A 26,515-nucleotide genomic window follows, 5' to 3' on the forward strand; every position below is an offset into this window, starting at 1 on the left:
GTTCGGTGTACCGGTGCGGTGCGCTCTGAGCTGGTACTGTCCACCCCGCCGTATAGTTCAGTCAAGACTGAACGTTCATTTTTCACTGACTTTTCGGGAGGCTCCGTGTCCGCACCGGGAGACTCCGTGCCCACGGCGGCCGACGGCAGCGGCGAGGTGCACGACGCGCTCGTCGAAGAGTTCGGCACCCACATCGGCCGGGCCATGGGCTGGCCCCCGATGGCCGGCCGGGCAGCGGGAATGCTGATGCTCAGCGAGGAACCCCTCACCTCCGCCCAGCTCCAGGACGCGCTGGGCGCCAGCAAGGGGTCGGTCTCGGAGATGACCCGACTGCTCCTCGCCCACGGCACCGTCGAGCGCTTCAAGGAGCCCGGACAGCGCCAGTACGTCTACCGCTGGCGCGACGACGCCTGGGTCGGCTGCCTCCAGCACGTCCTGGACTCCACCACCCGCCTGCGCGAACTGGCCGAACACGCCCAGGAATCCGCCGCCACCATGCCGGACCCGCAGCGCGAGCGACTCCACGAGATGCGCGCGTACTACCGCTTCATGACGGGCCGCCTGGAGACACTGCTGGAGGAGTACACCGCGAGCTGGGAGAAACGCCGCCCTCAGGCGTGAACCGGTCCGGGGCTCTTCCCGCACCGACCGGCTCGGCACCGCGCCGTACGGAGGCTCGCGTCGTGGGGCTCAACGGGGCTCGCGTCGTGGGGCGTTGTCAGTGGGGCTTGCGAGGATTCCCGCATGAACAGTGCTGCTGTCACGCTCCGCCAGGCCGTCGAACCGGCCGACGTCACACCGCAGTTGAGACAGGAACTCGTCGACTGCTGGACAGAGGTCACCAACGCCGGCGGCGCGGCTGGTTTCCCCTTCCCTCCGATCGGCGCGGAGCACGCCGGCCCGGCCGTGGACGCCCTCGTCGGACGTCTCGCCCCGGAGACCTGCCGGCTCGTGGTGGCGTCGGCCGGTGAGCAGGTCGTGGGCTGGCTGAACGTACGCCGCGACCCGTTCGCGCTCATCGCGCACTGGGGCACGCTGCACCACGCACAGACCCGCCCCGAGGTGCGGGGGCACGGAATCGGGGCCACGCTGATGGAAGAAGTGCGCAGGATCGCCCGCGAGGAAATGCGCCTGGAACAGCTGCACTTGGCCGCGCGAGCCGGCGTGGGACTCGAAGACTTCTACGGCCGGCTCGGGTGGAAGGAGATCGGCCGCTGGCCCGGTGCGCTCCGGCTGTCCGAGGGTGACGACCGCGACGAAATTCTCATGTTCCTGGAGACGTCGTGAGGGACACCCCAGCCCCCGGAGCCCGTCGGGCAGGTCCGGCGGCCCGGCGGTCCGGCGGCGGAGTGTCAGTGGGAGCTTCTAGGGTCCTGACCATGACCGACACTTCCTCGCACCTCGACGCGACAGCGGACGCCTATGGAGCCGTCGCCGTCCTCTACGCCGACTTGGCCCGCAACGCGCTCGACGCGCTTCCGCTGGACCGTGCGGTGCTCGCCGCGTTCGCCGAGCACGTACGGGGCGCGGGTTCCGGGCCGGTCGCCGATCTGGGGTGCGGGCCCGGTCAAGGGACCGCGCATCTCCGCGAGTTGGGGCTGGACGCCTTCGGCATCGATCTGTCGCCGGTGATGATCGACCTCGCCCGTGCGGCGTATCCGGACCTGCGGTTCGAGGTCGGCTCCATGGACGCGCTGGACCTGGCCGACGGCGCACTGAACGGCATCCTGTCCTGGTATTCGGTCATCCACGCCCCGCCCGAGGACGTCCCCTCGTACGTCGCCGAGTTCCGCCGGGTCCTCGCGCCCGGCGGCCATCTGCTGCTCGCCTTCTTCGAGTCCGAGGGCGAGCCGGTCACGGCGTTCGACCACAAGGTGACGACCGCCTACCGCTGGCCGGTCGACGACCTCGCCCGGCTGACCGCCGAGGCCGGGTTCGTCGAAGTCGGCCGCATGCTCCGCGAGCCCCTGGAGGAAGAACGCTTCCGCCGCGGCCACCTGCTGCTGCGCCTCCCGTGACCGCGGACCCTCGGCGGGCGCCAACACCCAACAAGGGCACGCCACTTCCGCGCCCGCCGGGGCCTCAGGCGGCCTTGGGGAGCTGCTGGGTGGAGCAGTGGATGCCGCCCCCACCCTCACCGAGGGTGTCGACCCGGACCTGCACGACCTCACGTCCCGGGTACAGCTCTCGTACGAGGGACGCCGCGTTCTTGTCCGACCGCGTGTCGCCGAAGCGCGGGATGACGACGCCGCCGTTGCACACGTAGTAGTTCACGTAGCTCGCCAGGAAGTCCTCCCCGTGGCCGCGCAGGTCGGTTGCTTCCGGCAGTTGGACGATCTCCAGGGGCTTCCCGCGGGCGTCGCGTGCTTCCTCCAGGACGCCGCGTGCCTGCTGGTAGGCGGTTTTCCATACGTCCTGCGGGGCGTCCCGGGGCGGAGTGCTCATGACGACGACTCCGGGCTCGGCGAACCGCGCCAGGGCGTCGATGTGACAGTCCGTGATGTCGTGCCCCTTGGCGCCCTTCACCCAGATCACGGTGGAGACGCCGAGGAGGGCCTTCATCGCGTGCTCGACGTCCTCACGGGACTTTCCGGGGTTGCGGTTGCCGTTGACCCAGCAGCTCTCGGTCGCCAACAACGTTCCCTGGCCGTCGACTTCGATGCCGCCGCCTTCCCCCGTGACCGGCGCCTGGATGCGCTTGATGTGCCTGCCGCGCAGGACGGCGGCCGCGACGTCGCCGTCCCGGTCGTGTGTCTGCTTGCCGCCCCAGCCGTTGAAGTTGAGATCGACACCGGCGATTCCCCGCGCGCCCAGGACGAAGTTCGGCCCGGTGTCGCGCAGCCACAGGTCGTCCACGGGGGTGGGTACGACCGTCACGCCCGCCCCGCACGCACGTCGGGCGGCCCTGACGTCCTGCTCGTTGGCCAGGAGGGTCACGGGCTCGAACTCCGCGACGGCCCGCGCGATGCCCGCGATGTCGTCACACACGCCGCCGAGGTCCGACTTCCAGATCCGGCGGGTGGGCCAGGCCATGTACGTGAGCTCGTGCGGATGCGACTCGTCCGGCATCCGCCAGTCCCCCGGAGCCGGCAGCGTCGGCCGAGTCCGCGGGGCCGCCTGCCCGCGGCTGCTCTCGCCCGTCGCGCAGGCGCTCAGACCTGCGGCTCCGAGCGCGGCAGTGAGCCCCGCCCGGAGGCTCTGCCGCCGGGATATACGCATGATCGCTCCCCTGACTGAAAATTTAGTCAGGACCGAGACTAGGCGAGAACAGGCCGGGTCGCGAATGGATCACTGACAGCGTCAGCCCCCTGCCGGGCGCGGCGGACAGGGGACGCATGCGGCTCGGTACGCCGTACAGCGCCGTGGTCTGACTGGCTACGGCGTGGCCTGACTGGTTACGGCGTGGCCGATGGCGACGAGGGGCCGAGTTCCATGTCGATGGCTCCACGCAGCAGGGACACGGCGCGGTCCTGGGCGAGCGAACCGCTGAGCCACCGCTCGCTGAGCCCTTCGACAAGTGAGGTCAGGCGCTCGGCCGCCGCGTGAGGGTCGCTGTCCGCCCGGGCCTGACCGTCCAGTTGGGATGCCTTGATGGCTTCGGTGATCTCCTCGACCCACACGTGAGTGGAGTGGGCGAGGGTGGACTGGAGGTCCGGTTCGAAGACGGCGGCCGCACGCATCTCGCCCCACGCGGTGGAGTCCTCGCGGACGACGGGCGAGTCCTGCAGCTCCGCCAGGAGCCGGTGTTCGAGCGTGCCGCGCGGGCTCTTGTCCTGGGCCGCGGCGGGATCGGTGGAGTCTCCGGCGCGCTCGTTGACGAACTCCAGGGTGCGGCGCACGAGTCCGGCCCGGTCCTTGAAGTGGTAGTAGAGCAGCGACGTGGAGACACCGGCCTCGGACGCGACTTCCTCCACCCGCAGGCCGCGAACGCCCGAGCGGGCGATGGTCCGTACGGCCGCCTCCAGAATCGTGCGCCGGCGATCTGACACCCGAAGTCTTCCTCCCTGACGGTTACCGGGAGCCATTCTTGCTCACCGCGCCGCGGATCCGGCCACGCCTCGTCTCTTGACTGGAATTTCGGTCAGTGCCCGTCGCCGGTCTGCCCCGGGACCGGGACGCGACGGCCGTTCTCGCCGGGGCCATGCCCGAGCGCAGGGTGGTCCCCGTCCTCGCGCCCACCCTCGCCTTCCGTGGCGGCGGCGTCCACTGCGTCACCCAGCAGCTCCCCCGGCAGACGCGGTGACCGTGACCTCTCCCGGCTCGGAGTCGGCTTCCCCGGGTGGAACTGTTCGGCGCGGCTCCCGCGTCTTGATCAAAACTGTGGTCCCGCGGGAGAGAGAAGGCGATTTGTGGAGACGGCAAGAGCACGTACGACGTCGCGGCGTGTGGCGCTGACGCTCGGCGCGGGCACCGCGCTGGCCGCCGTGACCGCTGGGGCCGCCGCCTCCGCCGCCGAGCCCCGTCCGGCCCGCCGTACGACAGATCTGACCCGGCAGTTGAAGGCGCTGGAGCAGGAGTACGACGCGCGGCTGGGCGTGTTCGCCCGTAACGCGGCCACCGGCGCCACCGTGCTCTACCGCGCCGATGAACGCTTCCCGATGTGTTCGGTGTTCAAGACGCTCGCCGCGGCGGCCGTACTGCGCGACCTCGACCTGCACGGCGAATTCCTCGCCCGCCGCGTCCGCTACACGCAGCAGGACGTGGACGGCAAGGGCCACACCCCGGTCACCGGGAAGCCCGAGAACATTGCCAACGGCCTGACGGTAGAGGAGTTGTGCGCCGCCACCGTCAGCCACAGCGACAACACGGCCGGCAATCTCCTGCTGCGCGAACTCGGCGGGCCGCAGGCCATCACCCGCTTCTGCCGCACCCTCGGCGACCCTGTCACGCGCCTCGACCGGTGGGAGCCGGAGCTCAATTCGGCCGAGCCGTGGCGGGTGACCGACACGACCAGCCCCCGTGCGATCGGCACCACTTACGCGCGTCTCGCCCTCGGCAAGGCGCTCCCCTCCCCCGACCGCAAGCGGCTGGTGCGCTGGCTGGTGGAGAACTCGACGAACGCTGAACGGTTCGGTGCGGGCCTGCCCGACGGCTGGACCGTCGCGGACAAGACCGGCGGCGGCAAGCAGTACGGCGTCGCCAACGACGTCGGTGTCGCCTGGCCCGCCGACGGGCCGCCGCTGATGCTGTCCGTCCTGTCCACCAAGTACGACCCGGCGGGCCCCACGGACAATCCCCTGGTCGCCAGGACGGCCACCCTTCTGGCCAAGGCGCTGGCCTGACAGGCGGGTTGAACCAGTCACTGCGCGGCGGTGAACGGCGAGGGCGTCAATTCGCCGTTCACGCAGGCCAGTTGGGGCTTCTCGCGGGGGTGTACCGCTGGTGACCGTCACCGGTCCGGCTCGGTCCGGGGTCTCTACTGGGCGACTTCCTCCGTGATCATGCGGTGTCCGCGGGCTGTGTCCACGTATTCGCGTATCCGGTGGATCAGCCCGTCCCGGAGTTCGAACACGAAGCAGTAATCGTTGCTGTAGTGGCCGCCGTCGGCGAGCGTCGCCGTCATGGTCGCCTCCACGGTCACCCGCTCACCGTCGGTGTGGGACCCGTGGAAGCCGACGGCGAGGTCCCGTACGAACAGGCGGGGCAGTTCCTCGGCGAAGAAGCGCACGATCGCCTTGCTGCCCACCATGTGATGGGTCGTCTTGAGGGCGACGGCTGTGGCGTTCCCAAGGGGCGAGAGCCATTCGGCATCCTCGGTGAGGACCGCGGAGATCTGCTCGGGGTCGCCGCCGGCGAGTACCCGGAAGGCGTTGTGGACGATGTCGATGCTGGGGCTCATGGCCCCACTCTCACCGTCACCGCGCGCCGGCGTCTTGGACGATTGTTCCGGCCAGCTCGTAGTCGAAGGTGTACGCGACGGACGGTTCACCGTGCCGGGCGGTAAAGCTGCCGGCCCCGGCAAGCGCGGCCAAGCCGCCCGTACCGGACCCGGGCACGACCTCAAAGGCGCAGTACACGCTCCCGTCGGCTTCGAACCGGCCGCGCTCCTCCACGGCGAAGGTTCCCTCGCGCCCGTCGAGGCTGCCGGACAGCACCTCCATGCCCGTGAACGTGCCGGTCTTGTCCGTGACGTAGACGATGCTGTACTCGCAGCTGGTCCCGTCCGCCGTGATGCCGCCGGCGAAGGCGTTGGTGACGGAGGCGTGCGCGAGTTTCACGTCCGCGCCCTCCGGAGTGACGGTGTGCTCCTGCCAGTTGGCGTACGTGAAGTGGCCGCTGGTTCGCGTGGTCATGGGCGTCCTCTCGCTCCGCCCGCACGGCTCCTTCCGTGCGGTGCGTGACGAGCCTGTCGCCCGTACCTGACATCTTCTGTCAGGTACGGGCGGACAATGGTCTCCATGCGTGCCGACCGGCTTGTCTCCCTGCTTCTGCTGCTCCAGAACCGCGGCCGGATGACCGCGCCCGAACTCGCCGCCGAACTGGAGGTGTCCGTCCGTACCGTCTACCGGGACGTCGAGGCGCTCGGCGCGTCGGGCGTGCCGGTGGCCGCGGATCGCGGACCGTGCGGCGGCTACCGGCTCATGGACGGCTACCGCACCCGGCTGACCGGTCTCACCGACGCCGAGGCCGGCTCCCTCTTCCTCGCCGGAGCGCCGGGCCCGGCCCAAGACCTGGGCCTCGGCCCGGTACTGACGACGGCTCAGCTCAAGGTCCAGGCCGCCTTGCCGGCCGAACTGGCCGACCGCACCCGGCAGATGCAGGACCGCTTCCACCTGGACGCGCCCGCCTGGTTCCGCGACGCCGACCCGGTGCCCCACCTCGCACCCTTCGCCCAAGCGGTGTGGGAGCAGCGGGTGCTGCGGGTCCACTACCGGCGCTGGCGCGGCGAGGTGCACCGCGAACTGCGCCCGCTCGGCGTCGTCCTCAAGGGCGGCATCTGGTACGGGGTGGCGCTCGCCGAAGAGTCCGTACGTACGTACCGGATCGCCCGCATCCTGGCCGCCGGCCTCACCGACGAGACCTTCGAGCGTCCCGCCGGCTTCGACCTCGCGGTCCACTGGCGGGAATCCGCCCGCCGCTTGGAGGCACGGCTCGTCCAGGGGGTCGCTCGCCTCCGCGTCTCGCCGCGGGCCCGGGAGCTCCTGCCGATGCTGTTCGGTGCGGCCGGTGTACAGGCCCTGGCGGGCGCCGGTCCCGCGGACTGCGCGGGCTGGGTGGACGTCGAACTTTCCGTGGAGGCCCAGGCGGTCGCCGTCGGCGACCTCCTCCGCCTCGGCCCGGAAGCCGAAGTCCTCGGCCCGCCCGGCCTCCGAGCCGCGATGGCCCGTACGGTCGCCGCGCTTGCGACCCGCTATGCGGCGGACTGCCGCTGAACGGCCGTGGCGGCGCGAGGGGTTGGGCGCCGGGGCGGTCTCCGTGCGGGAGGAGGCCTTCGCACCGAGTGGGTGGTCGGGAGAGGTACGGCAGGTTGACCGGGGTGGGCGACGGCTTCGCGTATTGACGGGTCGTGGTGGCAGGAGAAGCGTGGGGCGCGGAGCACGCGGGGGCTGCGCCGAGGCGCGTCCGTGGTTCGCGAACGGGGCGAACGCGTGGTCCGCCCAGGGCCCGGCCGCAGCGGTCGGCCGGCGTTCCTGGAACGTCGGGTGCCGGGTGAGGCAGGGACGTCCTGGTTTCCGGCCGCCGACGGGGAAATGGGGGCACGACATGGCCGGAATCCTCGACGTCACCGAGCGTGCGGTACTGATACCGGAGGCCGCGCAGGGCGACACGGACCCATCGTGGCCCGGGGGCGGGTACACGGTGCACCGGTACGGGCGGGTCGGCATCGTGGCCGTACCCGAGGGCCCCGCCGCCGGTCCGGGGGCTCCGGAACCCGGTGAGCGCGACGGGCTCACCGAGGCCGAGGCGCTGGGTCTGGCGGCGCTGCGGCTGCGGGAGTCGGACGCGTACCGCACGGCCAAGGAGAAGCGGCCGCGGGCCGGTGAGACCTGGGACATGCCGGGTTGCGTCGCGGGGGCGAGTACGCGCTCGGGTTCCGGGCTGGGCTCGGACGTCCAGCCGCATTCGACGAACAGCGAGTACCTGGAGGGGAGCGTCGCGCTCGGCATCGTCTTCGTGCAGGGGCCGACGGACGATCTGCAGTTCACCGGGGACGAGATGGTCAAGGCCGTGGCCGAAGTGCAGGGCGGTCTGGGCTTCTTCGCCACGACCAATCCGGTCGCGGGCATCCGCTTCACCTACGACATCCAGAACGTGTCACTGACCGTGGTTCCGGACGCCGACGCGGACGTCGCCGCGGAGGCCGAGGCGCTGGAGGCCGTCTGGCGCAACCCGGCGATGAAGTCCCTCGGTTACAAGGCCGACGTGAGCGGGGTCCGCTCCTACATCGAGGCCCTCCGCAAACGCTTCAGCACTCGCTGGACGTACTGCGTCTTCTTCTCCAGGTACCCGCTCTTCGCCTCCGCCTACGCCGCCGTCGACCGCACGCGCGTGGTGATGGACTACGACCTCGGCACCTTCGGGCCGGACAACATCGACGTCGTCTTCGCGCACGAGACCGCGCACGTCTTCGGCTGCCCCGACGAGTACATCTCGGTGTCGGACCCCTGCGACTGCGGTGGTTCCCACGGGCGTTACGGCCTCGTCAACGGCAACTGCGAGACGTGCGCGGGCGGCGGTGGCGCCCCCTGCCTCATGAAGACCAACACCTTGCAGCTCTGCCAGTACACCCCCGGGCATCTCGGCTGGTCCCCGCAACTGCTGCTGCGCAACTTCGGCTACGAGAAGGGGGGTTACCGGACCGACCGGCACGTGCGCACACTGGCGCGCGTGACGGCCAACAGGCTGCCGGGCATCTTCGGCTTCTACGAGGACGGCGTGTATCTGTCACTGGGAGAACGCGGCGGCGGCCGCTTCGGGACGCCGCAGCGCGTCGTGGCCGACCTCGGCTACGAGTCCGGCTGGCGCGTGGAGAAGCACCCCCGCTTCCTGGCGGATGTGACCGCCGCGGGCGGTGACGACGTCGTCGGCTTCGGTGAGCACGGTGTGTGGACCGCGCTGGCCGTCGGGGACGGGACGTTCGGGGACGCGAGGTTCGTGGTTGCCGACTTCGGTTACGAGTCCGGGTGGCGGGTGGACAAGCATCCGCGCTTCATGGCGGACATCACCGGCGACGGCAAGGCGGACATCGTCGGCTTCGGCGAACAGGGTGTATGGACCGCGCTCTCCAACGGCGACGGCACGTTCACGGACCCGAAGTTCAGGATCGCCGATCTCGGTTACGAGTCCGGGTGGCGGGTGGACAAGCATCCACGTTTTATGGCGGACATCACCGGCGACGGCAAGGCGGACATCGTCGGCTTCGGCGAACAGGGTGTATGGACCGCGCTCTCCAACGGCGACGGCACGTTCACGGACCCGAAGTTCAGGATCGCCAATCTGGGCTACGAGTCCGGGTGGCGGGTGGACAAGCATCCGCGCTTCATGGCGACCATCACCCTCGACCGCAAGGCGGACATCGTCGCCTTCGGCGACCACGGGGTGTGGACCGCGCTCTCCATGGGCGACGGGACCTTCACGGAACCCGAGCTCGTCCTCAGCCAGTTCGGCTACGTGGCCGGAGGCTGGCGCGTCGACAAGCATCCGCGTCTGCTGGCGGACACCACCGGCGACAGCGGTCTGGCCGACATCGTCGGGTTCGGCCCCGACGGCGTATGGGTGGCCCGGTCGCTCGACGACGGCACGTTCGACACGCCGGGGCTGGTCAGGCCGCAGTTCGGGTACAGCGCCGGAGGCTGGCGGGTCGAGAAGCACCCGCGGCTGCTGGCGGACATCACCGGTGACGGGAAGGCGGACATCGTCGGCTTCGGCGACGACGGCGTGTGGGTCGCCCGCTCGTAACACGTCGCCCTGGCAGGGGACTTCACGGGCACGGGGCTTCGCCGCCGCCCGGTTCACGTACCCGAGCGGCCGTCACGCCCGCTCCTCCCGCTCCCGCGGCTCGACGGGGTTGACTTGAAGTGGCGTTCAAGTACGAGGCTCTGTGCATGACCACGCACACGGATCACTTCGACATCGACGCGCTCGTCCACCGCTTCCTCCGCGCCCTCGACGCGCGGAAGTTCGAAGAGGGCTGGCACCGCGCCTACTTCACGGACGACGTACGGACGGTCACCCCGATCGGCACCGTGCGGGGCGAGGAAGCGGTACGGCACACCGAGGAGGCGGTCGGCAGATTCGACCGCACCCAGCACATCGCCTCGGGCGTCCTGGCCGAGGCCGCCCCGGACGCGGAGACCGCCACCGCCACCTGGAACGCGCTGATGACGCACGTACACCGCGAGGAAACCCTCGCGGCACGCGGCCCCGACGCCGAACCGGTCTTCACAGTCGGCGGCTTCTGCGAGGCCGACCTCCGCCGCACCCCCGAAGGCTGGCGCATCAACCGCCTCTCCATCAGGGCAATCTGGACGACGGGCCGGCCCCCGGTACTCCCGGAAGGCATCGAACCTGTGCACTGAGCGCGTCGGCCACCGTCAGGGAGCAGCCCGGGGAAGTGGGTCGGCGGCGCCGGGAAGGCGCCAACTCTCCGCGCCGGCCGCCCACTTCACCGTTTTCATGCCCGCCGGGATGCTCCGCGCCGAGCACGAAAGGCAGACAGGCAGACCTCGGCGAAGCACTACCGGGTCAGATCGGCGAGGAGGCCGTCGAGGGTCTTGGTGAGCGCCTCGGAGTTGGCCGGGTCGAACCAAGTGGTGCGGATGCGTTCGTTGTTCCCCTTCGGCGATTCGTGCTCGGCCGCGAGTTCGCCCAAGGAGCGCTCCTCCCCCAGGGAGCGGCCGACGCCCTCGAAGAGGCTGCGCACGTAGCGTTCCGCGTCCTCGGCGGCGATACCGTGGCCGACGGCCCACGAGGTGAGCGCGGCCAGGTACGCGTAGTGGGTGGTCTGAGCCCCGGTCAGCGCGGAGAGCACGTTGAAGGCCGTCTCGTCCTCGACGGGCTGTGCCCCGCCCAGCCGCTCGAAGAGCGCGTCCGCCACCGGGTGGGACGGGAACGTCACCGTGACGGAGCGGCGTTCACGTACGGAGGGCAGCGGGATGGCCCGCACCAACGCGGCGTCGGTGTCGAGTATCCGGCGCAGCTCGTCGTTGCCGACACCGGACATCACGTTGATCACCGTCTTGTCGCCGGCCACGTTCAGACCGGCGAGCGCCGTATGCCGGTCCACGCGGCGCACGGCGACGACGACCGTCTCGGAGCAGTCCACTACCTCCTGATTGCCGGCGCACACCCGTACGTTGGCGTAGCGCTCGGACAACTCCGCGGACGTACGGGCCCCGCGCGGGGAGAGGAACACCTCCGGCGGTTCGTCGGAACCGTCGCACAGGCCCATCACGAGAGCCCGGGACAGCTTGCCCACCCCAATCATGCCGATGCGCTTCACCGTGTCTGCCTCCAAGACGCTCCCGCCCCGACGTACGGGCCGCGCCCTACCTTGCCCTCGACCGCACTCCAACTTCTAGCGTCCTCCGCATGATTGCTCAGCAGCGGAAGATCGGCTCCGGGTTCGGCGCGCACAGCACCGCCGACGACGTCCTCGCCGGAACCGACCTGACCGGCACCAACGCCCTGGTCACCGGCGCGTTCCGGCTCCTACGACCGCTGGCTCGCCTACGCCCAGTCCAAGGTGGGCGACCGACCGTGGGGCTGCCTCGCGGCTGTGGGAGTTGTCGGCCGAGCTCACCGGGATCGGGGCGTTCTGAGGTGGCGGGAGCGCTGGGCGGCGAGGGCGGGTGCGTCCGCCTCCGTGGTGAGTGGACCGCCGCGCTGCTGAGGGGCGGCGGTCAGTAGGCCCCGGTTGTCGCGCCGGGTTGATTGTTGAGGTTGGACAGTCTCTCGGTTGTGAATCGGTCGGCTCCGGCCCTGAAACGCCTGCTGAGCGCTGGCAGGATCCTCGTGAAGGCAAGGCAGGCGCTATGGAGTGTCTACACAATTCATGGAGGCTCGTGTGACCCATAACGGTCGTGTGCTGGTGACGGGCGTCGGAGCGATGACGCCGCTGGGGGCCGATGCGCCGTCGTCGTGGTCGGGGCTGCTGGACGGTAAGTCGGGGGTGCGTTTCCTGGAGGAGGAGTGGGCGGCGGACCTGCCCGTGCACGTGGCGGCAGGACTCACGATCGACCCCGCCTCCCTACTGCCGAGGGCCGAGGCCAGGAAGCTGGACCGCGGCGAACAGGTCGCCCTCCTCAGTGCACGCGAGGCCTGGCAGAGCGCCGGTGCCCCGCAGGTCGAGCCGGAACGGTTCGCCGTCGTCATCGGTACCGGGAACGGCGGTGTCCTCACCACGCTGGAGCAGGACGACGTCTTCGAACGCGCCGGGAGCCGCCGGCTGTCGCCGTTCGCGGTCCCCATGCTGATGCCCAACGGGCCGGCCGCCTGGGTGAGCATGGACCTGGGCGCGAAGGGAGGCGCCAGGACTCCGGTGAGTGCCTGCGCGTCCGGCGCCGAGGCTCTCGCCCTGGGGCAGGATCTGATCCGCGGCGGGCGGGCGGACGTGGTCGTCGCGGGCGGGGTGGAGGCATGCCTGCACCCCTTCACCGTCGCGGCGTTCGCCCAGATGAAGGCGCTGTCGACGCAGTCCGCGGATCCGGAGACCGTGTCCCGCCCGTTCGACGTCGGGCGGTCCGGGTTCGTCATGGGCGAGGGCGCGGGGATGATGGTGCTCGAACGCGACGAGTTCGCCCGGGCCCGTGGAGCACGTACCTACGGCACGCTGGCCGGCAGCGCCGTGAGTTCGAGCGCGCACCACATCACGGCCTCCGACCCGGAGGGCCAGGCCTTCGCCATGGAACTGGCGCTGCGTGACGCCGACTTGGCCCCGGCGGACATCGGGGTCGTGCATGCCCACGCCACGTCGACGGAGTCCGGTGACCTGGCGGAGGCCGAGGCGATCGGCCGTGTGCTCGGCACCCACGCCGCGGTGACGGCGACGAAATCGATGACAGGTCACACGATGGGGGCGTCCGGAACGATCGGCGCCATGGCCGCTCTGTTCGCGCTCAGGGACGGCACGGTGCCGGCCACGCGCAACGTCGACGAACTCGACCCGCGCGTGGAGCTGGACGTGGTGCACGGTGAGCCGCGCACCGGTCGGTGGTCTGCCGCGCTGGCCAACTCGTTCGGGTTCGGCGGACACAACGTCAGCCTCGTCCTCACCACGTGACGACGAGACCTTGACCGCCATGCCCGGCGGCCCGCTTGCCGCCCACCCGTGGTGTCGTGACTGATCGTCAGGCCGGTCACCACGTCGCGAGGTCCGCCTCAGCCGAAGCGCACGAAGCTCACCGCGAGCACGGCCGGTGAAAGTACGAGCATGCCGAGGCAGTTGAGGTAGAACGTGGAGTTCAGGGCCCTTGCGCGGAGGTGGGCCGCGGCGGCCGCGAGGAAGTAGACGACGACGGCCGCGGTGGTCGTCATGGCGACGCCGGGTACCCAGAGGCCGACGAGGAGTCCGGCGACGGAGGCCGTCTTGGCGGCGGTCAGGACCCACCACCAGTCGCGCGGGAACCGTACGCCTTCCAGGCAGTCGACGATGAACTTCGGGGGCCGGAGCATCATCGCGGCGTCGCCGGCCTGGATCACGAGCAGGGCCAGCACCGGCCAGACGGGAGAGGGGAGTTCGGAGAGAGTCATCGGTATTCAGCTTTCTTCCGCGGTGACGAATTCTGCGGTGTGCCGGATCCTGGTTGCCGCCTGCTCGAAGTCGGTGGTTCCCGCGGCGAGCAGCATGAGCTCGCCCAGGTAGCCGGCGAACATCACCTGCGCGCCGCGCCGGGCGCGGGCGTCCGGCATTCCCGCGTTCACCATCGCGGCGGTGAGATTTCCTTCGGTCAGCGTGCGGAGTGCGCCGAGGGCCGCGTTCTCGGGGCGGCCCCGGGTGAGGGCCCGGAAGTAGGCGCGCGCGAGGTCCTCGTTCGCGGCGAACAGGTCGAGGAACGGGTCGAAGTAGCGGGCGAGGTAGTCGACCGCGGACGTGCTGGACTCCGCTCCCGGCGGTGAGGGGATGCGGGCGGCGATGGCCTGGTCGTAGACCAGGCTCAGCAGGGACTCCTTGTCGCCCACCGCCATGACGGCGCCTACGGAGACCCCTGCCTCCGCGGCGATCTGACGCACCGTCGTGCCCTGGAAGCCCTGCTCCTGGAAGAGCCGTTCGGCGGCCTCCGTGATGCGGGCGGTGGTACGTCGCTTCTGCTCGGCCCGAGTTGGCTGAACGTGTTCACCGAACATGTTCAGAAGGTAACCGGGGCAGGGACGCGAGCGCAATGGTGGTCGCCGGTACGTTCGGAACGGGCGCCGCGAACGGGCCGTGGCACAGGGTCCGTTCAGACGGAGACCCGGCCGGTGTCGCAGCGCACACGGGCAAGCCGCCGCCCGGAGGGCAGGCTCAACACCGTGCAGGCCGCCACGGTCACCAGCCCGCCGGCGAGGAAGGTGCCCCGTACACCGGTGAGGGGCAGGAGCAGTCCGCCGAGCGCCGCGCCCGCGGCGATACCGGCGTTGTACGCACCGGAGTTGGCGGCGAGCGCGAGGTCCGTACGGCCCGGGGCGCAGCGCAGCATCGCGTGCTGGGTGGCCATGAACACCGGCCCGAGGGCGCCGCCCATCAGTGCCAGGAACCCCACAGCCGGGACCGGTCGGGGGCCGGCGGCGTACAGGCCGAGCAGGCCCACCGCCTGCGTGGCCATGGCCGCGGCCGGCATGGCGTGCGGGAAGCGGTCCAGCAGCGCCCCGGTGAGGGTGACCCCGCCCAGGCAGGCCACGCCGAACACCACGAGCAGGGAGTTGACCGCGTCCGGCGAGAAGCCGCTCACCTCGCGCAGGAACGGCACGAGGTAGGTGAAGCCCGCGAAAGCGCCGGTGGCGGAGAGGAGTCCGGCCGCCAGTACGGTGGCGAACCGGCGCACGTGGGGGTGCGTGCCGTACGCCGCGTGCCCCTCTTCCGGGCGGGTGGTCGGCAGCAGGGCGGCGATCGTGACGAGCGAGACGAGGCCCAGACCTGCCAGAGCCGCGAGGGGCACCGGCCAGTCGCTGTGCCGGCCCAGCCAGGTACCGGCGGGGACACCGAGGACGAGGGCGAGGGAGCCGGCGACGGACAGCGCCCCGATCACCCGCCCGCGGACCCCGGGCCGGAACAGGCCCACCGCGACCGGCCCCATCACGGCCCAGAACAGCGCCTGGGCGAGCGCGGTCAACAGCCGTGCCGCGAGCAGCAATCCGTACGAGGTGGCAAGTGCCGCGACGAGGCTGGAGACGACGAGCGCGGCCAGCAGCCCGGCGAGGACGTGCCGTCGGGGCAGCGTACGGGTGGCATGGGCCAGGGGCAGCGAGGTGACGGCGACGGTCACGCCGTACCCGGTGACCAGGTAGCCGACAGCCGAAGGCGAGACCCGGAGCCCCTCGGAGAGGAGTTCCAGGAGGCCGACCGGCAGATTCTCCGCGGTGTTGAAGGTGAAGGCGGCCAGCATGAGGGCCACGAGCACCATCTGCCGCTGCCAGGCGGACGGTTGTTTTGTGACCATACGACTACGAGCCCTTCCCGCTCTCACCGTACCGGCCGCACCCGGTGGAACAGTCGCCAAGGCGCCCTCGCGGGGCGGTCGTTCACCGCCGCACCGCCCGCTCGGCGGGGCGGCGCCCTGCCCGGCGATGTGCTGCGATGCGCGCTCGGCCGTTCGAGGGAGATGCGCTGGCCAGCGGCCTTCCGCCCCTGACACGGTCTGGACCATGGCCCCCGCGTTTGCCAAGACCCTCCTGCTCCGTGCGTCGGCCGCCTACCGGCGGCTGTTCGCGCCGCGCGGAACAGTGGCCTTCACGCTGGGCACCGTCCTGGCGCGGGTGCCGGCAGGCATGTTCCCCGTCTCCGCGATGCTGATGGTGTGTCGCGCCAGGGACTCGTACGCCCTCGCCGGCGCGGTCACCGCCACCGGCCTGGTGGCCACCGTCCTGCTCGCACCGGTGGTGGCGCGGCTCGTCGGGCGGCACGGGCAGGCCAGGATCGTCCTGCCCGCCGGCTGCCTCGCGGTGTGCGGCTCGCTGACGCTGGTGGCGTGTGTACGGTCCGGGGCGCCCGACTGGACTCTGTTCGCCTGCTGCGCGGCGACCGCCGCCACGCCCAACTTCAGTGCCATGGCGCGGGCCCGCTGGGCCCACCTGCACGAGGACAATCCCCCGGCACGGCATACGGCCGCCGCTTTCGAACGGCTCGCCGACGAGCTGACGTTCATGGCCGGGCCGGTCCTCGCCGCGTATCTCAGCACTGCCGCCTGCCCCCAACTGGCCACCGTGACGGGCTCCCTGGTCCTGCTGGCCGGAACGCTGCTGTTCACCCTCCGGCGCGGCACCGAACCGCCCGTGCAGCGGCGCTGTACCGTTCCCGCGCAGCGGCGCGCCCCGAAGAGCGCCGAGCCGCCCGGACAGCGAAGCAATACCGTTCCGGCGCAACGGCGCGCCCCGAAGAGCGCTGAACTGCCCCCACGGCGAAGCAATACCGTTCCCGAGCAGCGGCGCGCCCCGAACAGTGTGGGGCGCACCGGTCCCCGGCACGCGCGCCCCCGAGGCAGCGAATCTCCCCTGCGGCTGCCGGGCATGCTGCCGCTGCTGGTGATCTTCCTTTCCACCGGCGCCTTCTTCGGGTCCATGGACGTGGTCACCCTCGCGTACGGCGACACCCAAGGCCCCCGGACCGCGCCCGGAGCGGTACTGGCATGCCAAGCGCTCGGCTCCTGCGCGGTCGGGCTGTACTTCGGCATGGCGCGGCCACGAGGCTCACGCCACCGCCGCTTCCTGTTGTGCGTCTCCGTGCTGACCGGACTGCTGCTGCTCCCGTCGCCGGCCGTGGCATCCGACGGAAGTCTCCTGCTCCTCGCGGCCGCCCTCCTGCTCGCCGGCATGGGCACTGCGCCCACCATGGTCGCGGGCATGGCTCTGGTGCAGCGCTCGATGCCCGCCGCACGCCTGAATGAAGGCATGACCCTCGCTGTCACCGCGCTGCTGTGCGGCAACGCCACCAGCGCCGCCGCGAAGGAGGCCGCGGGGCCCGTCAGCTATCTGCTCCCGCCCGCGGCGGCGGCTCTGGCCACCCTTGCCGCAGCGGTGGGGAACGCGCGAACACCCCACCACCCGGCGGGAGGTGCCTCCTCTCACCCCCACGCGGACGCCGCGGCCGTACCGCGCCGCTGACCACGGCCGGGCGCCCTTCCGGCGGAGGGTCGGATCGATCGGTGCTCGCAGGGCACAGCGGACGGCGGCGGGGAAATTGCGTCGCTCCCTCCGGCATCGGGGGCTAGCCTCGCGGTCATGAGCGACCTGCGGACGATCGACGACGTGCCCGTGTGGATGTGCCCCGCCGAGGGGGAGGCCATCCGGGGCGAGAGTGATGCGCTGGACCTGATCGGCAACGCCTCCTACCAGGGCGCGCGCTGGGTCGTCCTTCCCGCGGAACGGCTCGACGACGTGTTCTTCCAGCTGCACACGCGTGTCGCCGGTGACATCGTCCAGAAGTTCGTCCAGTACGGGATGGGGTTCGCCGTCCTCGGTGACATCTCCCGGCACACGGCGGACAGTTCGGCGCTGCGGGACTTCGTACGTGAGAGCAATCGGGGGCGGCAGACCTGGTTCCTCGCCGACGTCGAGGAGCTGCGGGAGCGCCTGAAGCGCTGAGCGGCGCGAGGGACCGGACGTACGGACGCGGCGGAGCCGGGTCTCGCCCTTGCGGCCACGGCGGTTCGCACGCGGGGGCCGCCCCGTACCGTACGGACATGGCCCACCCCGCCGACAGCATGGCCCTGCTGCGCCCGCCGTATCCGCTGCGGACCCATCAGGCCGAAGCGCTCGACCAGTTGGCCCGCGCGGACGCGGAGGGCCGCCGGCGTGTGTGGGTCGTCCTCCCGCCCGGGCTGGGCAAGACGCTCACGGGACTGGAGGCGGCGCGCCGGTACGGGGACCCGGTCGTCGTGTTCAGCCCGAACACCGCGATCCAGGGGCAGTGGCTTCGCGAGTGGGCGGCCTTCACGCACGGGCCGCACGGGCCGGGGGCGGCCCCCGGCGCGAACCCCGTTCCGGCCGGCACCGACCGTGCGCTGTCCACGCCCGTCACCGTCCTCACGTACCAGTCGCTGGCGTCCTTCGATCCGGACGCGGAGGTCGACGAGTACGGCGAGTCGGCCACCCGGCATCTGCACCGGCTGCGCCCGCAGGGGCGCGAGCTGGTCGACGCGCTGCGCCGGCTCGGCCGCTTCACGCTGCTGCTGGACGAGTGCCACCATCTGCTCGACACCTGGGGCGAGTTGCTGGCGGAGCTGCTGCGGGAACTCCCGGAGGCCACCGTCATCGGTCTGACGGCCACCCCGCCGGACCGGCTGACGCCCACTCAAAGCGCCCTGGTGGAGGAGCTGTTCGGCCCGGCGGTACGCGGCCCCTCGATCCCCGCGGCCGTACGCGAGGGGCATCTCGCCCCCTACGCGGAGCTGTGCTGGCTCACCACGCCCACCCCGCCCGAGGCCGACTGGCTGGCCGCGGAGGCCGAACGGTTCACCGAGCTGACGACCGACCTCCTCGACCCGGCCTTCGCCGCGCACCCCTTCCTGACGTGGCTGGACGAACGGCTCGTGCACCGCGGCACCGCGCCGGACCCCTCAGCCCCCGTCGGCGCCCCCGTCCCCTGGCCCCGCCTGGAGCGCGAGCATCCCGAACTGGCCGCCGCCGCCCTGCGGTTCCACCACGCCGGGCTGCTCGCGCTCCCCGAGGGCGCGCGGCTGCGCGAGGAGCACCGAAGGGCACCGGGCGCGGCGGACTGGGTGGCGCTGCTGGACGACTGGGTGCGCCGCTGCCTGCGCCGCAGCGGCGATCCGCGCGACGCCGAGGCGGTGGAGGCCGTACGCGGTGCGCTGCCCGCCGTCGGCTACCAGCTGACCGGCCGCGGTATCCGCAGCAGCCGTTCCCCCGTCGACCGGGTACTGGCGCGCAGCGCCGCCAAGACGCACGCGGTACGGGAGATTCTCGCGGCGGAGGAGGCGGCGCTCGGCGACGGGCTGCGGGGTGTGGTGGTGTGCGATCACGAGCGGGCGACGGCGACGCTACCCGCGCGGCTGGCCAACGTCCTCGACGCGCAGGCTGGTTCGTCGCTGCTGGTGCTCTCCGAGCTGTGCGCCGACGCGCGTACGGAAGCACTCTCCCCGTTGCTGGTGACGGGCCGTACGGTGGCCGCCGCGCCGCAGACGGCGAAGCGGTTCATCACCTTCTGTCAGGAGACCGACCCCTCCCTGGCCCTCACCACAGGGCCGATGGAGGCCGACGACGGTACGGTCGCCGTCGTCAGCGCGGCCGCCGGAAGCAAGGACACCGGAAGCAGGGGCGCCGGCAGCAGGGGCACCGGCAGCAGGGGCACCGGCTTCAACGGGCGCTGGACCAGCCGTACTTGGACGGCGCTGGCCACCCGTTTCTTCGAGGCGGGCGGCACACGCGTGCTCATCGGCACGCGCGGCATGCTCGGCGAGGGCTGGGACGCGCGGCGGGTGAACACCCTGGTGGATCTGACGGAGGCGACGACGGCGACCTCCGTCGTCCAGACCCGCGGACGCGCCCTGCGCCAGGACCCCGACTGGCCGCAGAAGGTCGCCAACACGTGGTCGGTGGTGTGCGTCGCGGGCGCGCACCCGCGCGGACACGGCGACTGGACCCGCTTCGTACGCAAGCACGAGGGCTATCTCGGCCTCACCGACGCCGGGGAGATCATGGCGGGCGTCTCCCACGTCCACCCGGAGCTCTCGCCGTACGCGCCGCCCCCGCAGGAGGAGTTCGACCGGTTCAACACGGCGATGCTGGCCCGCGCGGCCGCCCGTCCGCAGGTACGCGAGGGCTGGCGCATCGGCACCCCGTACGCCGAAGGTCTCACGCACACGCTGCGCGTCACCCTCCCCCGCGGCCCCACCGCGCCGCTCCCGGACGAGCGAACTGCCGCTCCTCCGGCGGCAGTTCCGGCGGAGCGCGGCCTGCTGCCCGCACGGCTTCCCTCCGGTCCCGCGCTGCGGGCTGCCGGCGCTGGCGCGGTGTGCGGGGCCGCGCCAGGTGTACTGGCGGCGCCGTCCTGGCCGTTGGCCCTCGCCACGGTCGTCCTGCCGGCGGCCGGCGCGTACACCTCGACGCGTACGGTCGCCGCGCGCCGTCACCTGCGCCGTACCGGTGACGCGCCGGTGCTGCTGGCCATCGCCCAGGCGGTCGCCGCGGCGCTGCACAGCGCGGAGCTGGTGGAGCGCGGCGCTGAGGCGGTGTCGCTCGCGCCGGACGAGACGGGCGCGTACCGCGTGGAGCTCGACGACGTGCCCGACGCGTCCTCGCAGCTGTTCGCCGGGGCACTGGACGAGGCCATCTCCCCGCTCACGACACCGCGTTACGTGATCCCGCGCTATCTGCTGGCGACGCCCACCGTACGGGCGGCAGCCCTCGCGCTACTGCGCAGGCCCGTACGCAACACGGTCGTGCACCACGCCGTGCCCGCCGTACTGGGCGAGAACCGCCGCCGGGCGAACGCCTTCGCCGCCGCGTGGAACCGCCATGTCAGCGCGGGTACACCGCTGTTCACCCGCAGCCCGGAAGGTGCGGGCGTCCTGGCGGCGCAGTCGGGCCACTCCCCGCTGGAGGCGACCACCGCGATGCGGGTCACCTGGCACTGACGGGGGTACGGGCCGTACTCGTCAGTGCCGCGGCTGTTCCTGCTCCTCCGCCGTGGGGGCCGCGGCGGTCCGGGATGCGGCGGCCCGGGGCACGGCCATGTCCAGCAGGAGCATCGCGTCGTGGTCGGGGGTGCCCGGCTCGGCGACGTACACGCCCAGGCGCTGCCCCGGGGTGCCCTCCAACTGCATGGCCTGGGCGCTCAGGGTGAGCGCGCCGACCTGGGGGTGCTGGAACGTCTTGTGGGTCGGCTTGCGGCCGGTCACGTCGTAGCGCTCCCACAGCGTCGCGAAGTCGGGGCTCTTGAGCAGGAGTTCACCGACGAGGCTGGCGAGGTCCGGGGCGTCGGGCGCCATGCCGGCCTGCGCGCGCAGGCGGGAGACGCAGGAGCGGACCGAGCCCGCAGGAAGCGCCCCAGCTCGGTGGTCTGCTGCTCACGTGCCATACGTCCAGTCTCACACCGCTCTGACCAGGGTGGCAGTGCCGAGGGGGGACCTGTCACAGCCAGGCTGGCCACGACGCGGCACAGCCCGGCCTTCCTGTCGGACCCGGCCGCGCGCACGGTGGATGACGTCCCAGGCCGCCCCTCGCGGCGGCCACGCACTTCTGCGGGAGCAACACTGTGATCACCGTCAACGCCTACGGGGCGACCTCCGCGACCGAGCCGCTGGTCCCCATGACCGTCGAGCGCCGCGATGTCGGCCCGCACGACGTCCTCATCGAGATCAAGTACACCGGCATCTGCCACTCCGACATCCACCACGCCCGCAGCGACTGGCGCGATGAGCCCTACCCGCTCGTCCCCGGCCACGAGATCGCCGGCATCGTCACCGAGACCGGCTCCGCCGTCACCCGGCACACGGTCGGCGACAAGGTCGGCGTCGGCTGCCTGGTCGACTCCTGCCGCGAATGCGCCAACTGCCGCAAGGGCGAGGAACAGTCCTGCCTGAACGGCTACACCCTCACCTACGGCTCGGTCGGCAAGGACGGCACCCTCACCCAGGGCGGCTACTCCACCCACGTCGTGGTCACCGAGGACTTCGTCCTGAACATCCCCGACGGCATCGAACTCGACGCCGCCGCACCCCTGTTGTGTGCCGGCATCACCACCTACGCACCGCTCCGGCGCTGGGGCGCGGGACCCGGCAAGCAGGTCGCCGTCGTCGGCCTGGGCGGACTCGGCCACATGGCGGTCCAGCTCGCGCACGCGATGGGCGCCGAAGTCACCGTCCTCTCCCAGTCGTTGAAGAAGCAGGACGACGGACTGCGCCTCGGCGCCGACCACTACTACGCCACCAGCGACCCCGCCACCTTCGAGCAACTCGCCGGCACCTTCGACCTCATCATCAACACCGTCAGCGCCAAGCTCGACCTCGACGCGTACCTCGCGCTGCTGGCCACCGACGGCACCCTGGCCAACGTCGGCGCCCCCTCCGAACCGGTCTCCCTCAACGTCTTCTCCCTCCTCGGCGGGCAACGGCAGGTCGCCGGTTCGCTGATCGGCGGCATCCGCCAGACGCAGGAAATGCTGGACTTCTGCGCCCGACACGGCATCGGCTCCGAGATCGAGGTCATCCCCGCCGAGAAGATCAACGAAGCATACGAACGGGTCCTCGCCTCCGACGTCCGCTACCGCTTCGTCATCGACACCTCGACCCTTGCCTGAGAACACTCTGTCCCGCGAACACCCTGAACTGGCAACGTCCCGGCCCGGCAACGTCCCGGCCCGAGAACGTCCCGACCTGAGAACGACCCGACCTGAGAACGGAGTACACACCATGCGGCACATCAAGCTGGGTGACCTGGAGGTCTCCCGTATTGGGCTGGGCGCGATGGGCATGTCCCACGGCTACACCGGCGCCGGAACCGACGACGCGGAATCCATCCGTACGCTGCACCGGGCCCTGGAGCTGGGCGTCACCTTCATCGACACCGCCGAGATCTACGGCCCCTACACCAACGAGGAACTCCTCGGCCGGGCGCTGAAGGGCCGCCGCGAGGAGGTCGTGCTGGCCACCAAGTTCGGCATGGTCTCCCACGCCGGCGGCGGGCCCTGGAACCTCGACTCCAGCCCCGCCAACATCCGTACCGCCGTGGAGGGTTCGCTCCAGCGGCTCGGTACGGACCACATCGACCTCTATTACCAGCACCGCGTCGACCCCAACACGCCCATCGAGGAGACGGCAGGTGCCGTCGCCGAGCTGGTGGCCGAGGGCAAGGTCCGCCACTTCGGCCTCTCCGAGGCCGGCCCTGACACGATCCGCCGGGCGCATGCCGTGCATCCCGTCGCCGCCGTGCAGTCCGAATACTCGCTGTGGACCCGGGGGTTGGAGGAGCGGGTGCTGCCCACGCTGCGCGAACTCGGCATCGGCCTGGTGCCCTTCTCCCCGCTCGGACACGGCTTCCTCACCGGCACGATCCGCTCCGAGGCCGACTTCGACGAAACCGACTTCCGGCACGGCAACCCCCGCTTCACCGGCGAGAACTTCCAGCGCAACCTGCGCCTCGCCGACGAGGTCCAGGCCATCGCCGCCGACGCGGGCGCCACCCCGGCGCAGGTCGCCCTCGCCTGGCTGCTCGCGCAGGGCGAGGACCTCGCCCCCATCCCCGGCACCAAGCGCGTGCACCGCGTCGAGGAGAACACCGCCGCCGCGGACGTCGAACTGACCGCCGAGCAGCTGGAGAAGCTCAGCAGCCTGCCCCCGGCCGCCGGCGACACCCACACCGAAGCGGGCAAGCGGATGCTGGAACGCTGAGCGCGCTCGGCCCCCGCGCCGCGCCCGCCCCGTTGACCTGATGCGTTTCGTCTCCCGCACCCCTGGGACCCGGGCCGTAGAACCGTACAACCGAAGAACCGAAGCATCCCCGGACAAGGACACCCCCGTGCAGAACGTCACCCTCAACAACGGCGTCCAGATGCCGATCCTCGGCTTCGGCGTCTACCAGATTCCGGCCGAGCAGACCGAGCAGGCCGTCACCGAAGCCCTGGCCGCCGGCTACCGGCACATCGACACGGCCGCCGCCTACCGCAACGAGGAGGCCGTCGGCCGCGCCCTCAAGAACATCGGCATCCCGCGCGAGGAACTGTTCATCACCACCAAGCTGTGGGTGCAGGACCCGGGCGAGGACCACACCCGGCACGCCTTCGAGATCTCGCGTCGCAAGCTCGGCCTCGACTACCTCGACCTGTATCTGATGCACCAGCCGTACGGCGACGTCTACAGCCAGTGGCGCGCCATGCAGGACCTGTACGGGCAAGGCCTCACCAAGGCCATCGGGGTGTCCAACTTCCACCCCGACCGTCTCGTCGACCTCATCGAGCACAACGAGGTCACGCCCGCGGTCAACCAGATCGAGACCCACCCGTTCTTCCAGCGCGCCGCCGACCAGGACGTCATGCGGGAGCGCGGCGTCCAGATCGAGTCGTGGGGCCCGTTCGCCGAGGGCAGGAACAACCTCTTCTCGGACCCGGTGCTCAGCGACATCGGCGGCCGGTACGGCAAGTCCGTGGCGCAGGTCGTACTGCGCTGGCTCATCCAGCGCCACGTCGTCGTCATCCCCAAGTCCGTCCGCGCCGAGCGGATGGCCGAGAACTTCGACGTCTTCGACTTCGCACTCACCGACGAGGAGATGGACCGCATCTCCGGCCTGGACACCGGCGGTTCGCTGTTCTTCGACCACCGCGACCCGGCGATGGTCAGCCAGCTCGGCCGGGTCCGCCTCCAGGACTGACGCGCGCCCAATCCTGTGAGCCGGGAGGGCGTCCACGACGCCCTCCCGGCCCGACGAGAGGAGTCATCGTGGACTTCGCGCAGCGCACCGTCGATCTCGCACGCAAGAACGTGGAGGAGGGCGGCCGGCCGTTCGCCACCGTCATCGTCAAGGACGGCGAGGTCCTCGCCGAGAGCCCCAACCTGGTCGCGCAGACCAGCGATCCGACCGCGCACGCCGAGATCCTCGCCGTCCGCGAGGCGTGCACCACGCTGGGCACCGAGTATCTGACCGGCTGCACCCTCTACGTGCTCGCCAACCCGTGCCCCATGTGCCTGGGCGCCCTCTACTACTGCTCGCCCGAGGAGGTCGTCTTCCTCACGCAGCGCGAGGAGTACGAGCCGTACTACGTGGACGACCGCCGGTACTTCGAACTCTCCACGTTCTACGCCGAGTTCGCGAAGGACTGGCAGGACCGCCGGCTGCCCATGCGCCACGAGCCGCACGCGGACGCCCTCGACGTCTACCGCGCCTGGCAGGAGCACAACGGCGGCAGCCGCTACGTCCCGGGCGCACCGCGCTCCGACGGCTGAGCCACGGGGCCGCCCACGTACGACGGGGGCGGCGCGTCGTCAGTGGACGACGTCGAAGACGTTCTTCTGCAGGCCGTTGGCGTACGCTTCGCTCTCCACCAGCCGCAGCTTCTGCGCGTCCTTGTCCGTGTCGCTGAACAGCCGCTTGCCCGCGCCGAGAAGCAGCGGGAAGACGAGCAGGTGGTAGCGGTCGATGAGGCCGGCGTCGGAGAGATTCCGGTTGAGCGCTGCGCTGCCGTGGATGATGACCGGACCGCCCTCGGTCTTCTTCAGCGCGGCGACCTCGTCGAGGGAACGCAGGATCGTCGTGTCGCCCCAGTCGGGGACGAGGGCGTCCTCGGTGAGGGTCGTGGAGACGACGTACTTGGGCATCGGCCGGTACTCGGCGAACTCCTCCATGCCCGGCCAGACGGGACTGAACGCCTCGTAGCTGACCCGGCCCAGCATCATCGCGGCGGCTTCCTGCTGCTCCCGGCCCTTGATCTCGAATGCCTCCGGGAGGAACTCGACGTCCTTGAAGGTCCATCCGGCGTTGCGGTATCCGGACTCGCCGCCGGGCGCCTCCACGACACCGTCGAGCGAGACGAAAGCGGTGCTGATCAGAGTGCGCATCGGAAGTCTCCTGGGTCTCTTGTGGCAGTTCTCAGTCGGTCCGGGCCGTGCACTGGACTCAGCCGGTACCGCAAGACCTTAGAGCCCGCCACTGACAATGACGCCCGTCCTCCGGCCTGTTCGCCTTCTGCCGCCTCCCGGGACGCCGCCGTCGCGCCCGAAAGCCCCGCTCAGTACGCCCCCGAGGGAGTCCCGGTCTCATCGGGGGCCGCGCGATGGACGCTGACGGCGTAGCCGCCGCCGTCGTAGGCGGCGGCGTCCCAGGTGGCGAAGCGGTCGACGAGGGCGAGGCCGGCCGCGGCGCAGCACGCGTCGTACTCCGGCAGCGTGATGCCGGGCGGCACGGGCAGATGGGCGGCGTCCAGGCCGAAGCCCGCGACGAGGAGGCCGCCCGGACGCAGGGCCGCCGCCAGCCGCTTGACCACCTCGGCCTCGGTCCCGGCGGCGAGCAGCGGGAAGATGTTGCCGGCGGCGACCACGAGGTCGAAGTCCGCGGCGATACCGAGCCGGCCCGGATCGAACTCGGCGAGATCGGCCCGGAACCACGGCAGTTGCGGTGCCCGGTCCCGCGCCACGTCCAGCATCGAGGTGTCGAGGTCGATGCCGACGCAGTCGTACCCGAGCTCCGCCAGCCGGATCGCGACCCGCCCGGTACCGCACCCGGCGTCCAGCACCCGGCCCCCTTCGGGCACCAGGGCCGCGCAGAACCGCGCCTCGCCGTGCACGTCCTTTCCGCTGCGGGCCAGCGCCGCGAAGCGCGCGGCGTACTCGTCTCCGGACGTACCACCGGTCAGTTCCTGCCAACGACTCATGAGATCGACTATAGGACGCCCGGCAGGCCCGCCTCCGCAGGGCGGACCGGTGCAGCACAC

General features: G+C 71.3%; 26 protein-coding genes and 2 pseudogenes. 17 read left to right on the plus strand and 11 right to left on the minus strand.

Annotated features, from left to right (window positions below; all coding sequences use genetic code 11):
- The first annotated feature begins 105 nt into the window (after window positions 1–105).
- The 3 genes from AC3AGO_RS03825 to AC3AGO_RS03835 all read left to right on the plus strand — a co-directional run bounded on the left by AC3AGO_RS03825 (window position 106) and on the right by AC3AGO_RS03835 (window position 2,018).
- Window positions 106–621 carry a GbsR/MarR family transcriptional regulator gene (locus AC3AGO_RS03825; protein WP_487818671.1) on the plus strand — a complete coding sequence of 172 codons (516 nt, stop codon included), beginning with the start codon at window positions 106–108 and terminating at the stop codon, window positions 619–621.
- A gap of 123 nt (window positions 622–744) precedes the next feature.
- Window positions 745–1,287 carry an N-acetyltransferase family protein gene (locus AC3AGO_RS03830; RefSeq protein WP_487818672.1) on the plus strand — a complete coding sequence of 181 codons (543 nt, stop codon included), beginning with the start codon at window positions 745–747 and terminating at the stop codon, window positions 1,285–1,287.
- A gap of 92 nt (window positions 1,288–1,379) precedes the next feature.
- Entirely contained in the window at window positions 1,380–2,018 is a 639-nt protein-coding gene (locus AC3AGO_RS03835; RefSeq protein WP_487818673.1) for a class I SAM-dependent methyltransferase, read from the plus strand.
- A gap of 64 nt (window positions 2,019–2,082) precedes the next feature.
- Here AC3AGO_RS03835 and AC3AGO_RS03840 read toward each other — a convergent pair whose 3' ends face one another.
- On the minus strand, window positions 2,083–3,219 hold the full coding sequence (locus AC3AGO_RS03840) for an agmatine deiminase family protein (RefSeq protein ID WP_487818674.1): 1,137 nt from the start codon (window positions 3,217–3,219) through the stop codon (window positions 2,083–2,085).
- 176 nt (window positions 3,220–3,395) lie between these two features.
- On the minus strand, window positions 3,396–3,989 hold the full coding sequence (locus AC3AGO_RS03845) for a TetR/AcrR family transcriptional regulator (RefSeq protein ID WP_487818675.1): 594 nt from the start codon (window positions 3,987–3,989) through the stop codon (window positions 3,396–3,398).
- A 95-nt stretch (window positions 3,990–4,084) separates the two neighbouring features.
- On the opposite strand from AC3AGO_RS03845, the gene AC3AGO_RS03850 reads away from it, so the two are divergent.
- Both AC3AGO_RS03850 and bla read left to right on the plus strand, forming a co-directional pair.
- Window positions 4,085–4,243, plus strand: coding sequence for an agmatine deiminase family protein (locus AC3AGO_RS03850; protein WP_487818676.1), 159 nt, complete (start codon window positions 4,085–4,087; stop codon window positions 4,241–4,243).
- A 106-nt stretch (window positions 4,244–4,349) separates the two neighbouring features.
- Window positions 4,350–5,282, plus strand: a complete 933-nt coding sequence (gene bla / locus AC3AGO_RS03855; protein ID WP_487818677.1) for a class A beta-lactamase — start codon at window positions 4,350–4,352, stop codon at window positions 5,280–5,282.
- Between the two features lie 134 nt (window positions 5,283–5,416).
- Here the strand turns inward: bla and AC3AGO_RS03860 are convergent, their stop codons facing one another.
- A complete protein-coding gene (locus AC3AGO_RS03860) occupies window positions 5,417–5,839 on the minus strand; it encodes a nuclear transport factor 2 family protein (RefSeq protein ID WP_487818678.1) in 423 nt (140 codons plus the stop codon).
- A gap of 16 nt (window positions 5,840–5,855) precedes the next feature.
- Window positions 5,856–6,293: a DUF3224 domain-containing protein gene (locus AC3AGO_RS03865; RefSeq protein ID WP_487818679.1), complete on the minus strand. Its 438-nt coding sequence runs from the start codon at window positions 6,291–6,293 to the stop codon at window positions 5,856–5,858.
- A gap of 105 nt (window positions 6,294–6,398) precedes the next feature.
- On the opposite strand from AC3AGO_RS03865, the gene AC3AGO_RS03870 reads away from it, so the two are divergent.
- The 3 genes from AC3AGO_RS03870 to AC3AGO_RS03880 all read left to right on the plus strand — a co-directional run bounded on the left by AC3AGO_RS03870 (window position 6,399) and on the right by AC3AGO_RS03880 (window position 10,520).
- Entirely contained in the window at window positions 6,399–7,373 is a 975-nt protein-coding gene (locus AC3AGO_RS03870; RefSeq protein ID WP_487818680.1) for a helix-turn-helix transcriptional regulator, read from the plus strand.
- A 331-nt stretch (window positions 7,374–7,704) separates the two neighbouring features.
- Complete coding sequence (locus AC3AGO_RS03875) at window positions 7,705–9,900, plus strand: FG-GAP repeat domain-containing protein (RefSeq protein ID WP_487818681.1); 2,196 nt, start codon at window positions 7,705–7,707, stop codon at window positions 9,898–9,900.
- Window positions 9,901–10,046: 146 nt separating this feature from the next.
- Complete coding sequence (locus AC3AGO_RS03880) at window positions 10,047–10,520, plus strand: nuclear transport factor 2 family protein (protein ID WP_487818682.1); 474 nt, start codon at window positions 10,047–10,049, stop codon at window positions 10,518–10,520.
- Between the two features lie 158 nt (window positions 10,521–10,678).
- Here the strand turns inward: AC3AGO_RS03880 and AC3AGO_RS03885 are convergent, their stop codons facing one another.
- The gene (locus AC3AGO_RS03885) at window positions 10,679–11,458 is read right to left on the minus strand and encodes an NAD(P)-binding domain-containing protein (RefSeq protein WP_487818683.1); all 780 of its coding nucleotides are present in this window, start codon (window positions 11,456–11,458) and stop codon (window positions 10,679–10,681) included.
- Window positions 11,459–11,532: 74 nt separating this feature from the next.
- Between AC3AGO_RS03885 and AC3AGO_RS03890 the strand changes: the two are divergent.
- Window positions 11,533–11,646 (plus strand): annotated as a pseudogene (locus AC3AGO_RS03890) (oxidoreductase); the annotation flags it as partial.
- Window positions 11,647–12,007: 361 nt separating this feature from the next.
- On the plus strand, window positions 12,008–13,222 hold the full coding sequence (locus AC3AGO_RS03895) for a beta-ketoacyl-[acyl-carrier-protein] synthase family protein (protein ID WP_487818684.1): 1,215 nt from the start codon (window positions 12,008–12,010) through the stop codon (window positions 13,220–13,222).
- 98 nt (window positions 13,223–13,320) lie between these two features.
- Here AC3AGO_RS03895 and AC3AGO_RS03900 read toward each other — a convergent pair whose 3' ends face one another.
- From AC3AGO_RS03900 to AC3AGO_RS03910, 3 genes are all read right to left on the minus strand, one after another.
- A complete protein-coding gene (locus tag AC3AGO_RS03900; RefSeq protein WP_487818685.1) occupies window positions 13,321–13,692 on the minus strand; it encodes a DoxX family protein in 372 nt (123 codons plus the stop codon).
- 6 nt (window positions 13,693–13,698) lie between these two features.
- The gene (locus AC3AGO_RS03905) at window positions 13,699–14,286 is read right to left on the minus strand and encodes a TetR/AcrR family transcriptional regulator (protein ID WP_487818686.1); all 588 of its coding nucleotides are present in this window, start codon (window positions 14,284–14,286) and stop codon (window positions 13,699–13,701) included.
- A 95-nt stretch (window positions 14,287–14,381) separates the two neighbouring features.
- Window positions 14,382–15,578: an MFS transporter gene (locus tag AC3AGO_RS03910; RefSeq protein ID WP_487818687.1), complete on the minus strand. Its 1,197-nt coding sequence runs from the start codon at window positions 15,576–15,578 to the stop codon at window positions 14,382–14,384.
- Window positions 15,579–15,783: 205 nt separating this feature from the next.
- Here AC3AGO_RS03910 and AC3AGO_RS03915 point away from each other — a divergent pair, with 205 nt between their 5' ends.
- From AC3AGO_RS03915 to AC3AGO_RS03925, 3 genes are all read left to right on the plus strand, one after another.
- The gene (locus AC3AGO_RS03915) at window positions 15,784–17,238 is read left to right on the plus strand and encodes an MFS transporter (RefSeq protein WP_487818688.1); all 1,455 of its coding nucleotides are present in this window, start codon (window positions 15,784–15,786) and stop codon (window positions 17,236–17,238) included.
- 117 nt (window positions 17,239–17,355) lie between these two features.
- Window positions 17,356–17,718, plus strand: a complete 363-nt coding sequence (locus AC3AGO_RS03920; RefSeq protein ID WP_487818689.1) for a DUF4180 domain-containing protein — start codon at window positions 17,356–17,358, stop codon at window positions 17,716–17,718.
- A gap of 98 nt (window positions 17,719–17,816) precedes the next feature.
- Window positions 17,817–20,729 (plus strand): DEAD/DEAH box helicase family protein, encoded by a 2,913-nt coding sequence (locus AC3AGO_RS03925; protein WP_487818690.1) that lies wholly within the window; start codon window positions 17,817–17,819, stop codon window positions 20,727–20,729.
- 21 nt (window positions 20,730–20,750) lie between these two features.
- Here the strand turns inward: AC3AGO_RS03925 and AC3AGO_RS03930 are convergent.
- Window positions 20,751–21,122 (minus strand): annotated as a pseudogene (locus AC3AGO_RS03930) (MmyB family transcriptional regulator); the annotation flags it as partial.
- Between the two features lie 227 nt (window positions 21,123–21,349).
- Here AC3AGO_RS03930 and AC3AGO_RS03935 point away from each other — a divergent pair.
- From AC3AGO_RS03935 to AC3AGO_RS03950, 4 genes are all read left to right on the plus strand, one after another.
- Entirely contained in the window at window positions 21,350–22,393 is a 1,044-nt protein-coding gene (locus tag AC3AGO_RS03935; RefSeq protein ID WP_487818691.1) for an NAD(P)-dependent alcohol dehydrogenase, read from the plus strand.
- A gap of 112 nt (window positions 22,394–22,505) precedes the next feature.
- Window positions 22,506–23,483: an aldo/keto reductase gene (locus AC3AGO_RS03940; protein ID WP_487818692.1), complete on the plus strand. Its 978-nt coding sequence runs from the start codon at window positions 22,506–22,508 to the stop codon at window positions 23,481–23,483.
- A 127-nt stretch (window positions 23,484–23,610) separates the two neighbouring features.
- Entirely contained in the window at window positions 23,611–24,459 is an 849-nt protein-coding gene (locus AC3AGO_RS03945) for an aldo/keto reductase (RefSeq protein ID WP_487818693.1), read from the plus strand.
- A gap of 68 nt (window positions 24,460–24,527) precedes the next feature.
- Window positions 24,528–25,031: a nucleoside deaminase gene (locus AC3AGO_RS03950; protein ID WP_487818694.1), complete on the plus strand. Its 504-nt coding sequence runs from the start codon at window positions 24,528–24,530 to the stop codon at window positions 25,029–25,031.
- A 39-nt stretch (window positions 25,032–25,070) separates the two neighbouring features.
- Here AC3AGO_RS03950 and AC3AGO_RS03955 read toward each other — a convergent pair whose 3' ends face one another.
- On the minus strand, window positions 25,071–25,643 hold the full coding sequence (locus AC3AGO_RS03955; RefSeq protein ID WP_487818695.1) for a dihydrofolate reductase family protein: 573 nt from the start codon (window positions 25,641–25,643) through the stop codon (window positions 25,071–25,073).
- Window positions 25,644–25,813: 170 nt separating this feature from the next.
- Window positions 25,814–26,455, minus strand: coding sequence for a class I SAM-dependent methyltransferase (locus tag AC3AGO_RS03960; RefSeq protein WP_487818696.1), 642 nt, complete (start codon window positions 26,453–26,455; stop codon window positions 25,814–25,816).
- Window positions 26,456–26,515 lie beyond the last annotated feature (60 nt).

This window comes from Streptomyces sp. BL1 (assembly GCF_057628045.1).